This is a genomic window from Bartonella sp. MR110HLJHH (assembly GCF_042194225.1).
GTDB lineage: Bacteria > Pseudomonadota > Alphaproteobacteria > Rhizobiales > Rhizobiaceae > Bartonella > Bartonella grahamii.
Genome location: NZ_JBHIMQ010000001.1, coordinates 150099 through 164689, shown reverse-complemented (window position 1 = coordinate 164689; position 14591 = coordinate 150099). Strand labels below are relative to the sequence as shown.

Annotated in this window: 9 protein-coding genes; 8 read left to right on the top strand and 1 reads right to left on the bottom strand. The window is 36.2% G+C overall.

All coding sequences use genetic code 11. The annotated features are described in order from the left end of the window. Positions 1–4 precede the first annotated feature (4 nt). The 8 genes from coaBC to tsaE all read left to right on the top strand — a co-directional run bounded on the left by coaBC (position 5) and on the right by tsaE (position 13358). The gene (gene coaBC / locus ACFIKB_RS00670; RefSeq protein ID WP_375652566.1) at positions 5–1426 is read left to right on the top strand and encodes a bifunctional phosphopantothenoylcysteine decarboxylase/phosphopantothenate--cysteine ligase CoaBC; all 1422 of its coding nucleotides are present in this window, start codon (positions 5–7) and stop codon (positions 1424–1426) included. Between the two features lie 1883 nt (positions 1427–3309). Further along, entirely contained in the window at positions 3310–4029 is a 720-nt protein-coding gene (locus ACFIKB_RS00665; protein WP_375635379.1) for a sulfate transporter family protein, read from the top strand. 906 nt (positions 4030–4935) lie between these two features. Then, on the top strand, positions 4936–5856 hold the full coding sequence (accD, locus tag ACFIKB_RS00660) for an acetyl-CoA carboxylase, carboxyltransferase subunit beta (protein WP_375652564.1): 921 nt from the start codon (positions 4936–4938) through the stop codon (positions 5854–5856). Positions 5857–5860: 4 nt separating this feature from the next. Further along, positions 5861–7180, top strand: a complete 1320-nt coding sequence (locus tag ACFIKB_RS00655) for a bifunctional folylpolyglutamate synthase/dihydrofolate synthase (protein ID WP_375635377.1) — start codon at positions 5861–5863, stop codon at positions 7178–7180. Between the two features lie 42 nt (positions 7181–7222). Then, complete coding sequence (locus ACFIKB_RS00650) at positions 7223–8221, top strand: complex I NDUFA9 subunit family protein (RefSeq protein WP_375652563.1); 999 nt, start codon at positions 7223–7225, stop codon at positions 8219–8221. A gap of 718 nt (positions 8222–8939) precedes the next feature. Then, a complete protein-coding gene (ahcY, locus tag ACFIKB_RS00645) occupies positions 8940–10337 on the top strand; it encodes an adenosylhomocysteinase (protein WP_375646947.1) in 1398 nt (465 codons plus the stop codon). Positions 10338–10370: 33 nt separating this feature from the next. Then, positions 10371–12836 (top strand): PAS-domain containing protein, encoded by a 2466-nt coding sequence (locus tag ACFIKB_RS00640; protein ID WP_375646946.1) that lies wholly within the window; start codon positions 10371–10373, stop codon positions 12834–12836. Positions 12837–12887: 51 nt separating this feature from the next. Then, positions 12888–13358: a tRNA (adenosine(37)-N6)-threonylcarbamoyltransferase complex ATPase subunit type 1 TsaE gene (tsaE, locus tag ACFIKB_RS00635; protein WP_375626156.1), complete on the top strand. Its 471-nt coding sequence runs from the start codon at positions 12888–12890 to the stop codon at positions 13356–13358. Between the two features lie 739 nt (positions 13359–14097). Here tsaE and trxA read toward each other — a convergent pair. Then, positions 14098–14421 carry a thioredoxin gene (gene trxA, locus ACFIKB_RS00630; protein WP_375635373.1) on the bottom strand — a complete coding sequence of 108 codons (324 nt, stop codon included), beginning with the start codon at positions 14419–14421 and terminating at the stop codon, positions 14098–14100. Positions 14422–14591 lie beyond the last annotated feature (170 nt).

Here is a 14591-nt window from a genome sequence, read left to right as displayed (position 1 = left end):
TTTTATGGCCAGTATTACTATTCGTAACCTGTCTCCTGAAACCAAAGAAGCTTTGCGCATACGTGCCGCGCAAAATGGTGTTTCTATGGAAGAAGAAGTCCGACGCCTTTTAAGCAATCCCACTCCTCTCACCACACAACTCTCTCATACTAGTGCTGTTGAAGTGCAATCATTGAAATCAAAATCTCTCCTTCTTATTATTGGGGGAAGTATTGCATCCTATAAAGCACTTGATTTGATTCGCCGTTTACAAGAACGTGGAGCACACTTAAAAGTTGTGATGACAAAAGCAGCGCAAAAATTTATTACGCCTTTAGCTGCTGAAGCTTTAAGCAGTGGTACTGTATATACTGATTTATTTTCACGCGAAGAAGAACACGATATTGGACATATCCGATTAGCACGTAATGCTGACCTTATTATTTTAGCCCCTGCTACAGCCAATCGCATTGCAAAAATAGCCAATGGCATAGGAGATGATCTGGCTGATTGCATCCTTTTAGCGGCACGCTGTCCACTCTTAATTGCACCCGCTATGAATCCGTCCATGTGGGCGCATCCAGCCACTATTCGCAATGTTGCACAACTGCGCGCAGATGGCGTTCATATCATTGGACCAGAAATCGGAAATATGGCTGAACGTGACGAGATAGGATATGGGCGCATGAGCGAACCTTTAACGATTGTCGCTACCATAGAGGCTCTTTTGAATGTGCATGAAAAACCTCTCTCTGACCGCCATTTCATCGTTACCTCTGGCCCTACCCATGAACCAATTGATCCAGTGCGTTATCTTGCTAATCGGTCTTCAGGTAAACAAGGTCATGCCATCGCAACTGCTCTTGCGCATTTGGGTGCAAAAGTAACACTTATTTGTGGACCTGTTAATCTTGAAGACCCACAAGAAGTAAAAACCATTCATGTTGAAACAGCACAACAGATGTTACAAGCCGTTCAAACCGCATTGCCTGCTGATGGTGCCATTTTTGTCGCCGCTGTTTGTGATTGGCGCAGTCAAACGCAGTCTTTACACAAAATTAAAAAGAATGCTCATAAAATACCACCATCCCTTCATATGGTCGAAAATCCTGACATTTTAGCAATGATTGGACACGCTCCAAATCGCCCCTCATTGGTCATTGGTTTTGCTGCTGAAACATGTGATATCATTGCCAATGCGCAAAAAAAATGTGTTGAAAAAGGAGCTGATTTCATTCTTGCTAATGATATTTCTCTTCAACTAGATGGCACAAGTGTCATGGGTGCTGATACAAATCAAGTTTATCTCGTGAGTAAGGAAAAAGTTGAACAATGGCCCCATATGAGTAAACAACACGTAGCGCAAAAATTAGCAAACATGATTGTATCATTTTTTGCCCCCCAGACACCTACTCCTCATGAGGAAAATATACCCCATTTCAAATAATAACTCTTCAAATGCATTCATATTAAAACACCTTATAAAATAGAACTAACAATAGGTGTCTATCTATCTCGATTAGTATACAATATTTTGAGTTATAATGATCATCTAGCGTTGTTCATATTAAATTAGAATCCTGAATATCGTAAGATTCTCTCATTTCAACTCTCTCTCATGTTGAATCAATAAAAACCATTTTCTTGCACGTTGCAAAGAAGGATAGCCGTATGAATACAAAACGTTTAAGAAAGAACTAAAAACGCTTATAATGGACCGTCTCAAGAACAGAGCTGTCGAGCAATACTGAGAGAATGATGGTGCCCGCAGTGCTCTTTTATTAAGTGTAAAGATAGTGGTGCCCTATAAGTTTTATATTATTCACGAGAGCTTTACCCTTATACCATTCACAAGCACTGTTGGGAAATGGGTGTGACGAGCGTTGGGAAATGTTTCTTTAAAAAATTCTATTTCACCCATAGCCTTCATAAAAAATTGGATCTATTGCACCTCTGTTTCCCCAGCTTATAAAAAACAAGCTATTATTTACTTTGCCTACCATCAATTTTGAGAAAGCTCTTGCACTGGATAAAATTTATAAAAGCATTTTCTTTCTTCAATGTTTTTATCCCCATATTAGTCCTATTTATGATGTGCAAATAAATGCTTTTGATTGTTTCATGATGAGAGCAGCTAATAAGAAAATATGACAACTTTACTTGGGGCTCTTATTCACTATGAAAAATAATGTATAAATCAATGTATTATAACATCTCAATGCAATTTGAAGCATATCTCACACTGATGCTCATAAAGAATGTAAACAAAATTCATTGCACCACTGTCTATAAGTTTATGAAACTGACGCCTTTATTATTTTCCTCAGTGATCGGTCTTTAAAATTAAATGTGTGTGTCCTCTCTCCAGCATACCAAGACCACAAAGACTAGGATTTGATCCATGATATCCTCACATTGTAACGATTCATGAGAAGCATTTTTATTCCTTTATCGAAAGCTTTGTATCCATACACTGGTCTCGCCTATAATGTGCAAGTAAATAATTTTTTGATGTTGAATAGAGGCTTTAAAATGAGAGAATATTTCTATATTTTGGATTCTTATTCAAGTTGAAAATGATCAATTCTCTTCATAAATTAGTGGTGTTATTATCTAAAAATTATTTGATACAGTGCACCACTTATATGAAAAGTGCTTCAATGAATTCTTACTTCGTTGCACTTATAGCTTTTAAAATTCAAAATCTCATCATTTTTAATCATCAGTGGTGTCTCCCACTCTTTGCTTCTTCTCAAGAAATTACCCTTCCATGGGATATGGACAGTCAATCGCCTAAGCTTATTTTTTCCACTTCTATCATATTAATCATTCTGTTGCCCAAATCAGAATATCTACAAGCTACTACGTTACTCCTATTCCATTGAACTCAATATGTTTTGAATAAAAGCGAGAGGCAAAAGCATGCCGCCAAATAGTATAAAAGTACAGAGTATTAGGAATTGTGCAAAACAATTAAGCACGTAGATAAACGAAATTAGACAACTCTACTGAATAAATAGAAGTCAACAACTTTCCTCCCAAATAGTTCTTATTCCTTAATTTTTACATATATCATATAAACGCAATAACCTACACTCTGTACAAAAATATTAAAAATTTCTTCTACAACAGCTGCTTTTTAAATTCTTCTTGATTTTTAAAAATCAAAATTTCTATCTATTCAAACTTTATTTTAAACAAAGAAGCCTTAGCCGTTTTTTATAATGTTCTTGAAAAGAAATCTTGTAATTCAAAAAAGAAAAAACTACACCGTACATTCTTTAAATATATTTCTTGTTTTTTTTGCTTCTTTCCTTAGTTTATTAATTTATGATTTTTACTGCTGCCTATCGTGCTTTACAACGTCTTCTGACCTCGCAATATAGTATTATGATACTGAAAGCATTGGGGATTACTTTTTTCATTCTCGCCATTTTATGGTTATGTGTGCACCAACTTTTTATGTCTTACTTTTGGCCTTGGATTGCTCAGTTTTTTCCTGAACTCCCTAGTTGGGCGGGATGGATTGGTTTTAGCATGCTTATCATTTTTAATCTTGGTTTGGCTCTTTTGTTGGCTTTTTTGATTGCACCAATCGCAGCTATGATTGGTGGTTTTTTCATTGACTCTGTTGCTGAAATCATTGAAAAAGAGGATTACCCAAACGAGCCTATTGGACAAGCTTTGCCGTTTCAGCGTTCTCTTATCATTTCCTTTAAATTTGTTATTTTAAGCCTTCTTGGTAATGGAATTGCTTTTATTTTATTCTTCATACCAGGTATTAATTTAATCGCTTTTTACGTTATTAATGGTTATTTGCTTGGTCATGAATATTTCTTGTTTGCTGCTTATCGTTTTCGAACAGAGCAAGATGCACGTGCTTTTTTACATACTCATTACACAACGGTTTTTGGTGCAGGATTATTAATAGCGCTTTTTGTTTCGATTCCAATTCTTAATTTAACAACACCGCTTTTTGCAGCCGCCTTTATGACATATTTACACAAAATGCTTTCCCAAAAGACCATGGCACGCATTACACAAAAATAATGTTACTTGACTTTAAGGCTAATAAAACTTGCCAGCCAAAAAAGCATAATATAAAATTTTATGCTTTATCTTTTATTAAAGTAATATATTGATTTATAACGATAATTTATTGTTTCACAACATGAGTGAAAAACCTAAATATCATGAGGCTTTCTCATTTTAATCCTATTCATATTGGATTAATTGAAATCGTTTGTTAATATGTCATAAACGGAGGTGGTGTGTGGATAAAGGTACTTTCAAAAAGGCGTGAAATATCTTTTATGAATCCTCTCAATGCAAACATTATCGTCACATTAAAACTGGAAAAGAGTATGATGGTGTCGATTTGTACCTTCTATTTCAGTAAAAATGAAGAGCATAATGTATTTTATACCATTTACGGAGAGTATATACTCTTCTGAGGACAGTCATTAAGAGAGTTTTGGTGATTATTGAAAAATGTCTTTGTAAAACAAGCACATGAATGAGTAATATAATAGCATTTTTGAGGGTATTCAATTTTAATTGTGAAAAGCGCGCGCTTTAAAGAAACCTTTTGAAAAAAATCTTGCTCTGATGATAACGTTTCGCTAATATGGTGTTATCATGTACATTATCTTAAATGGATTGTTTTAGCCTTGTTAAAGCCTTATATTATAAGGTTTCTTTTCTTAAAAACTGTTGATACGAATGATTAATTGGATTTTCATTTTTATTAAAAAATAAGGGGTTTGTTAACCATCGCAAGGAGTGAATTTTAATACCAAAGTAAAAAAATAAAAATTAAAAAACAAGCTATACGTACACAGATAAAAGTATTAAATAGACTCCTTTGTTCCACCGGTAAAGCAAATGTGACTGCTTAGGTTCATATTCTTTCAAATCATGCGAAAGATGTGTAATATTTAAAGGAAGGTTATAAAGATGAACTGGATTACAAATTATGTTCGTCCTAAAATTAACTCTATATTGGGGCGCCGTGAAATTCCAGAAAATCTATGGGTTAAAGATCCTACCAGTGGTGAAATGATCTTCCATAAAGATCTGGAAGCTAATCAATTTGTAGCTCCCAATTCTGGCCATCATATGCGTATCAGCGCTAAAAATCGTCTCATGCATTTTTTTGATGATGGTGTTTATACAGCTCTTGAAAATCCAAAAGTTGTAACAGATCCTTTAAAATTTCGTGACGAAAAACGCTATATTGACCGGTTAAAAGATTATCGTTCTAAACTTGGTGTTGATGATAATATTTTAAGTGCACGTGGTACGATTGAAGGCTTACCAATCATTGCGACCGTTCAAGATTTCGCCTTTATGGGTGGATCACTCGGTATGGCTTCAGGAGAAGCTATTATTAAAGCTTTTGATACTGCCATTGCCGAAAGGCGCCCGTTAGTTCTTTTTTCTGCTTCTGGTGGCGCACGCATGCAAGAAGGAACACTCTCGTTGATGCAAATGCCTCGTACAACCGTAGCGATTGAAATGTTGAAAGAAGCAAAACTTCCCTATATTGTTGTGCTGACTAATCCAACCACCGGTGGTGTTACTGCTTCTTACGCCATGCTTGGTGATATTCACATTGCTGAACCTGGCGCTATGATTGGTTTTGCTGGTCCACGTGTGATTCAACAAACTATACGCGAAACCCTACCAGAAGGTTTTCAAAGTAGTGAATATCTGCTCGAACATGGTATGATTGATATGGTTGTATCACGTTTAGAAATGAAAACAACAATTGCGCGTCTTTTACGTTTGATGATGAAACGTCCTGCTGTTTTTGACCCTTCCAATCCATCCCCAACAGACTCTCAAACATCGCTTTCTACAACAAAAGCAGCTTAAATTTATGCAACAAAACCAGATACAAAGGGTGGTGGATGATTTACTAAAAAATTATCCGAAAAAATTTGATCTTTCTTTAGAGCGTATTATTCACCTTTTAGAGCGTCTTGGTAATCCACATTTAAAACTTGCCCCTATTATTCACATCGCTGGAACAAATGGCAAAGGATCTGCCTCAGCGATTTGCCGTGCTCTTTTAGAAAGTGCAGGATACTGCGTTCATGTCTATAGCTCACCTCATCTCGTCAACTGGAATGAACGCTGCCGGTTAGGTCAAAAAGGAGGTGGTCAACTTGTTACAGAAAACCAATTGGCTGAGACAATCCGTGAAATTATAAAAGTAAATCGTCAAGAGCCGATTACTATTTTTGAAATTTTTACAGCCGCTGCCTTTATGCTGTTTAGTACACATCCAGCTGATGTTGTCATTTTAGAAGTTGGGTTGGGAGGGCGTTTTGATGCTACCAATGTCATTAACAAACCAGCTGTATCGCTTATTATGCCCATTGATTATGATCATGAGAACTTTCTTGGAAACACAATTGCTCAAATCGCTTTTCAAAAGGGGGGAATTATCAAACCAAATGTTCCAGTAGTCATCGGGAAGCAAAATTATGAAGAAACTCTTGCTACTTTAATACCCCTTGCCGATAAAAATAAAGCACCTTATTCTCTATTTGATCAAGATTATCAAAGTTATAAAGAACATGGACGTATGGTTTTTCAAAACAATCAAGGTCTCATGGATCTTTCACTTCCTAACCTTATTGGAGACCACCAAGTTGCCAATGCTGGCGCATCTCTTGAAGCAGTTTGTCAAGCAGGTTTTCAACTTTCAGAACAAACCATAAATGACGCTTTGAAAAATATCTATTGGCCCGCACGGATGCAACATCTTATCCAAGGACATTTGGTTGATCAACTGTCTCCTAATATTGATTTATGGTTAGACGGTGGTCACAATCCTGCTGCTGGAAAAGTTATTGCAGCAGAACTTACACAATGGAGAAAAAAAACAGATCGTCCCATTATTATGATTGCTGGCATGCTCAATACCAAAGATGCTGTCGGTTATTTTCGTTCCTTAGCGAACCTTGTCGATAAAATATATACGATACCGCTGATTAACAATAATGCCAGTATCTCTCCAATAAAATTAGCTGAATCAGCGCAAAAAGCAGGAATCTTTGCTACTCCACAAGCACATCTACAAGATGCTTTGCATAAGATTAGAGCCGAATATAAAGAGGCAATTGTCCTTATTAGTGGTTCCCTTTATCTTGCGGGCGATATTTTACGTGACAATAAAACACCTCCATGCTAGAAATTGATTATTTTAAAGCTTTGAAAGATAGACTTTTTAATCATGCAACTTGATTGTGCACTTTATCAACATCCTAAACTTATTACTGTTTTTGGCGGATCTGGTTTTGTAGGACGACATGTCGTTGAAACTTTGACTAAGCGGGGATATCGCGTTCGTATCGCTGTTCGTTATCCACAAAAAGCTTATTACATGCTCCAAATAGGAGAAGTAGGACAAACCCAAATGCTTAAAACGGATATCAAGCATCGTGCCTCTGTTGCACGCGCGTTGCTTGGAGCTGATGCGGCAGTGTTTTTACCTGGTAGCTTAAAACAAGCAAATCAATCGAATTTTAAAAACACACAAATTGATGGTGCTTACAATGTTGCTGAATTAACAGCACAAGCTGCTATTCCACTCATCTATATGTCCACACTTGTGGCTAACGAGAATACTTCATGTCTTTATGCACGTGTTAAGTTTATGGGTGAACAAATCATTCATAACAAGCATCCTCAAGCAATTATTATCCGTCCATCCGTTATCTTTGGACCAGAGGATTGTTTCTTTAACACCTTAGCAGATTTGTCACGTTTTTTACCAATTATGCCTCTTTTTGGGGGTGGGCAAAGCAAATTGCAACCCGTGTATGTTGGTGACGTTGCTGAGTTTATCGCGCGCGCTTTAGATGAACAGGTTGCTTGGGGAAAAAATTATGATCTTGGTGGTCCCCAGATTATCACTTTCCAAAATACTCTTGAAAATATACTCAAAATTATTCACCGTAAAAAAACAATCCTATCCATGCCTCTTTCTGCTGGTCTATTGATTGGAGGAATTTTGGGAACTATCGGTAAATTTCCTTTTGTACCAACACTCGTAACAGCCAATCAAATACGTTTTTTGCAAATGGATAACATTGTTTCTAAAGAGGCTATAGAGAATGGATATACTCTAGAAGGTGTGGGAATTACCCCCAGAGCAATGGCTGCATTCTTGCCAAGTTATCTTTGGCGATTTCGTCCACATGGTCAATTTTCCAAAAACTTACTCGTCTAGAATAAATTTTTCCAGAAATGAGTTAATTATTTGATTTATAATTTATAGCTCGTTGTTAGCGGTTTTAAAATCAGAGTGCTCAATAGAGTAATGTCTTTGCATTTTTAATGCTCTATTCAGTATCACAAAAAATGTTTAATCGTATATCTATAGTATTTTGATAAAAATCGTTGAAAACAGGAGAAAAGCACTCCCTATAAACTGTCTTTATCCAAGAACAGATGCAACATTGGAATCCTAAAGAACCGATTCTGAATTGCCTATTCATAAATATGATAACCTATGGCTTTGCATTATATTATTTTGGTAGAAAGCTTAATAATGAGATTAAAGTAAGGTAATACTTCCTTTTTCAACAACCGCATAAGCGAGTAGAATACTCGTATACTACTTTCGATATTATCCCATAAAAAATCGATATAAAAACTGTGAAGCAATGCACAATTTTTATTATTTAAAAGGTATTCTCTCTGGAGATTTTTAAAAGCTTTAACGTTACGTGAAAAGGATAGAGTTTTGTTTATATAATAAGACTTATCATGGAGATCTCTTATTCTGTCAGTAACATCATCACTCAGATTCATAAATGCATATTTGTTGCACAAATTTATGAAGATTTTAAAAGAGCTTTTTCACATAGAGAAGTCCTCTTCTTGTCTTGCATTTTTTTTTAATTTCTCCTACCGTCTTGGAAAAACTTATTTTAAAGGGATAAAGAATGGCAGCTCAAGATTTTGTTGTCAAAGATATTGCACTTGCCGCTTATGGTCGTAAAGAACTTGATATTGCTGAAACTGAGATGCCTGGTTTGATGGCTTGTCGTAAGGAGTTTTCCTCTAATCAACCTTTGCGCGGGGCGCGTATTTCTGGCTCATTGCACATGACAATTCAAACAGCTGTTTTAATTGAAACATTAAAAGCTATTGGCGCCGATATACGGTGGAGCTCTAGTAATATTTTTTCTACGCAAGACCATGCAGCAGCAGCTATCGCCGCAACTGGTATTCCTGTATTCGCCGTTAAGGGTGAAACATTGGAAGAATATTGGACTTATATAGATGCAATTTTCCAATGGCCAGATGGTAATCCTTCCAATCTTATTTTAGATGATGGAGCTGACGCCACAAACTATATTTTAATGGGAAGTCGTGCAGAACAAAATAAAGATATCCTATCGCATCCCAAAACAGAAGAAGAAGAATTTTTTTTCAAACAAATACAAAAGCGTATGGATGCAACGCCAGGATTTTTTACACGACAGCGTGCAACAATTAAAGGTGTAAGCGAAGAAACCACAACAGGTGTAAACCGTCTTTATCAGTTACAAAAAGAAGGGCTTCTGCCTTTTCCTGCTATTAATGTCAATGATAGCGTCACTAAATCAAAGTTTGATAATAAATATGGATGTAAAGAATCATTGGTCGATGGTATTCGACGTGGAACAGACGTGATGATCGCTGGTAAAACTGCCATTGTCTGTGGTTATGGTGACGTAGGAAAAGGTTCAGCAGCATCTCTTTCTGGTGCTGGGGCTCGTGTTAAAGTAACAGAAATTGATCCTATTTGCGCTCTTCAAGCAGCTATGGATGGCTATGAAGTTGTTAATTTGGATGATGCTGCTTCCAGTGCTGATATTATCATCACGACAACAGGCAATAAAGATGTTGTTCGTTTAGACCATATGCGACAAGTAAAGGATATGTGTATTCTTGGAAATATTGGTCATTTTGATAACGAAATCCAAGTCGCAGCCCTTAGAAATTTGCCATGGACAAATATTAAACCACAAGTTGATATGATCACCTTTCCCGATGGAAAACGCATCATTTTGCTCTCTGAAGGGCGTTTGTTAAACCTCGGGAATGCGACTGGGCATCCCTCTTTTGTCATGTCAGCCTCTTTTACTAATCAAGTTTTAGCGCAAATTGAACTTTTTACCCGTGCAGAACACTATACAAATGAAGTCACTGTTTTGCCTAAACATCTTGATGAAAAAGTTGCACGTCTACATCTTGACCGGTTAGGAATAAAATTAAGTGTTTTATCAGAAGAACAAGCCGCTTATATTGGAGTCACACCACAAGGACCTTATAAACCAAACCATTACCGTTACTAAACATTTCCTTGGGTTAAAAAAGGGAAAGATGTCGTGCGCAGCTTTGGTGACTATAACCCCAAAGAAAAAGCTCAAAAAATGATTCGAATCTATGCGTATATATTTTGCCTTTTTTTCTTTTTTTCTCCAACATGCGCTGTTGCTCAGCCACTGGAAGGTTATCTACCATTTTTCTTCACTTTACTAGATGGTCCATGGCTGCTTTTAGCGCTGTGTGGAGGAATTTCTTGTGCTTCACTTCTCACGTGCCTAGCTGTTATTATGCGTGCAAAAAAAACTGCACAGAAGCCTTTGAAGATAATTCAGGCAAATTTTTCTGAAAAACTTAAATATTATGAATGGCTTCTGGAAGAAACCGAGCAATTCCTTCTTATTTGGGAAAATCCAACAACCTTACCCCGTGTCGTTGGTGCCCTTTCTGCATTGCAAAAAATAGGAATCGATCAGAAAGATTTTCAGCGTTTTGAGCTCTGGGTTGAAGAAAATTCTCTGCGAGAACTTGATTATGCATTGACTCAACTACGTTGTAAATGTCACCCTTTTGATATTTCTATCACCACCACAAACAATGTACTGCTGCAAGTTACAGGAGTTATCGCAGGAACAGTCGCTATTGCTCGTTTTCAAGATATCTCAAAACAACAGAGTGAAAATGCTCGTTTACAGAAAGATATCGCCCGCCTTCTTACTGAACTGAGAATGCAGCGTAATCTTCTTGATCTTATTCAAGAGCCCGTATGGATAAAAGATTGTGAAGGAAAAGTTTGTTTTATAAATCGCGCCTTTAGAGAAATGACAGACTTTCGTGAAGACAGTGATGAAGTGGGGGATCTTTTCAATGAAAATACACAACGTAAAACAGATGAAACAGAAACAATTTTTCAAGAACATGTTCACACAGTTATTGATGGAGAACGACATCGTTTTCATCTCACACGTATTACAACAGCCGAAGGGATGGCAGCTTTTGCGCGTGATGACAGCGCATATGAAAATCTTGCTCATGAATTAAGTTATGTTCTTCAAAGCCATTGTGAAACACTTGACCAAATTTCAACAGCTGTAGCTATTTTTGATACAAACCAAAAATTAAAATTCTGTAATCATGCTTTTAAAATTTTATGGCCGTTGGAGACTTCCTTTTTAGAAAGTGAACCAAGCCATACATTATTTCTTGAACGTTTACGTGAAAAAGGGCTCATTGCTGAACACCCCGATTGGCGCGCGTGGAAAGAAGAACTTTTTAAAGCCTATCGACAAACAGAATCGAACCAACAAATTTGGAATCTTCCAGATGGGCGTACGGTGCGTGTTATCTCGAACCCTCATCCACAAGGAGGTGTCACTTGGCTTTACGAAAACCTTACAGAAAAAATTGATCTTGAACGCCGTTATAATACACTTATTAAAATACAAGGTGAAACACTTGATAAACTTTCCGAAGGCGTGGTTGTTTTTGGTACTGATGGGCGCCTTCGTTTATCGAATCCTGCCCTGTCGAAATTGTGGTCGCTTCCCTATAATTTACTGGTAGAAGGGACCCATATTACACAGTTACAAAGCCATTGTTCAGCCTTAACCTTAGGACAAGAATGGGATCAATTTACCAAATTCATTACCGGTTTTGCTGAAAAACGTGAAACATATTCAGGTCGTATAGATCTTAAAAATGATATGATTATTGACTATACTCTGGTCCCTCTTCCCGATGGACAAACGATGCTTACTTTTGTGAATGTTACGGACACTGTCCATGTTGCGCGTGCTCTTCAAGAAAGAAATGAAGCATTAGAAAGTGCTGATCGTTTGCGTAATGAATTTGTTCAACATGTTTCCTATGAATTGCGTACACCTCTCACCAATATTATTGGATTTTCGGATATTTTACGTGATCAAATTTTCGGCTCTATCAATAAACGTCAACAAGAATATCTTGGGCATATTCATTCAGAATCAGGAACTCTTTTAAATATTGTTAACGATATTCTTGATCTTGCTACCCTTGATGCAGGCATTATGGAGTTGGACATAAAATCGGTTAATATTGCAGATGCTATGATACAAGCAGTAACACGTATAGAAGATCGCCTTAATGGACGCCATATTACGCTTTTACAACAAATTTCTCCTTCCTTAAATTCCATTTCTGCTGACGAAAAACGCTTGCATCAAATTTTTGTGAATGTGCTGAGTAATGCTATTAATTTTGCAACGGAAGCGAGCACTATTGAATTTTGCGTCGATGAACAAGATGATAATATTGTCTTTAGCGTTCACAATGAAGGCTCTGATATTCCAAAAGACGTCCTTGATCGTATTTTTAAACGTTTTTCTTCTCATTCACACCATGGCGGGCGTGCAGGAGCGGGTCTTGGCCTTTCCCTTGTGAAGAGTTTCGTTGAACTACACGGTGGACATGTTGAGATTCTTACCGGTTCTGGAAAAGGAACAACAGTTAAATGTTTTTTCCCACTTCCCAAAGGAGATAAGATTTTTTAATTTCAATCTTTATTATAACAAAAATTTTTCATCCATTTCATGGAACTCTTAATGAATTTTAGTTTTTTTCTTGAAAATGAAGAGGCAACAAAGCTTTTTGCACAACATTTAACCCTTTCTTTAAAGCCGGGGGATCTTGTAACGTTGCAAGGAGATCTTGGAACTGGAAAATCAACTATTGCACGTACAATCATCCAAACACTTGCGAATGATAACACTATGGATGTTCCAAGCCCTACTTTTACTCTTGTGCAAAGCTATCAACTTCCACAGTTTGAAATTATTCATGCTGATCTTTACCGCCTTTCTATGGCAGAAGAAATTGATGAATTAGGGCTTCATGAAGCTCGTGAGAAAAATATTTTGCTTGTTGAATGGCCAGAAAGAAATACAGCTCTTTTAGAGCTTGCCACTTTTGCACTCACCTTACACTATAAAGAACATGGGCGTCATGTAACACTCAGATCAGCACAACATTCCATTGAACGTTTGCAACAGTCTTTTGCAATTCGTACATTTTAAAAAAACATCGACATGAGCATGGACCTCATCATTTTTTAATTGATAATACCTCTAATACGTACCGAAATTTGAAATGATGAACAACATAAAGAAGTCCCTCATAGCGGATCAACCATGAAGATGAGACGAAATACTGACTCTTTTATATAACAATGACATAAATTGCAAAGGACATCCGTTAATTTATAGGAATTTATCAATTTATTTTAGAGAATGTTTTTTGCCTTTCATATTTTTGGTAAAGGCTCCAAAAAAATCTTTTGATTCTAGAGAATAGTACAAGAGAATTTTAAATTGAAGTGGTAACCCTTTAGAAGAGCATTATATAATCTGTAGTGAATTGCTTACTTCTTTCTGCTTAAAAATTGTGAACTTCAGAAAAGTAATTTGCAAAGTTTTTTCTTAAAATCTCCTTATTTCTAGATTGATATTGCCTTTTTATGTGTTGAAAGCACTATCTATCTCTATAGTCTTATCCAAGAAGAAAATACCTCTATGAAATTATCATTCACCCAATATTTTTAACGCGCATATAAGGAAAGAATTGCCTATATTCTTCATACAGGACAATTTTTTATAAAAAATAGTCAATTGAATCATGCATAAAAGTACGAATTCTTAAATTCATTTAACATTTTGATTTTATTATCTTTTTATTATAATGTAATGCAAAAAAGAATGTTAAAAAAATCAAAAGGAGAGACAAAGCTTCTCTCCTTTATAGTGATTATATGTGGAATTAACTAAGCCCATCTTTTATCCATTCAGAAAGACGTCCTTTAGAGGTAGCGCCAACCATATTCGATGAAATATTTCCATTTTTAAACATTAATAATGTAGGGATAGAACGTACTCCGTATTGGGTAGCCAGTTCTGGATTTTCATCAATATTTACCTTAGCAATTTTAACTTGATTTTGCATTTCTATTGAAATTTCATCCAAAATTGGAGCAATCATTTTGCAAGGGCCACACCATTCTGCCCAAAAATCAACCACAACAGGGGTGGAAGAGGTTAGAACTTCACTTTCGAAATTGTCCTTATCAACTTTTATACACGTCATTGATTTATCCTTTATATTCACTTTTTATAACTTGGTATGATAACAATTCATATCAAGTTATTGCAAAGATAAATTATTAAAGGACTTTTTTACACCAGAGATTGTGCATTGTGTTTGTTTGGGCGATTTTATGAAAGTAAAAAAGTGTAAGGATACTTTGAAGGAAAGGA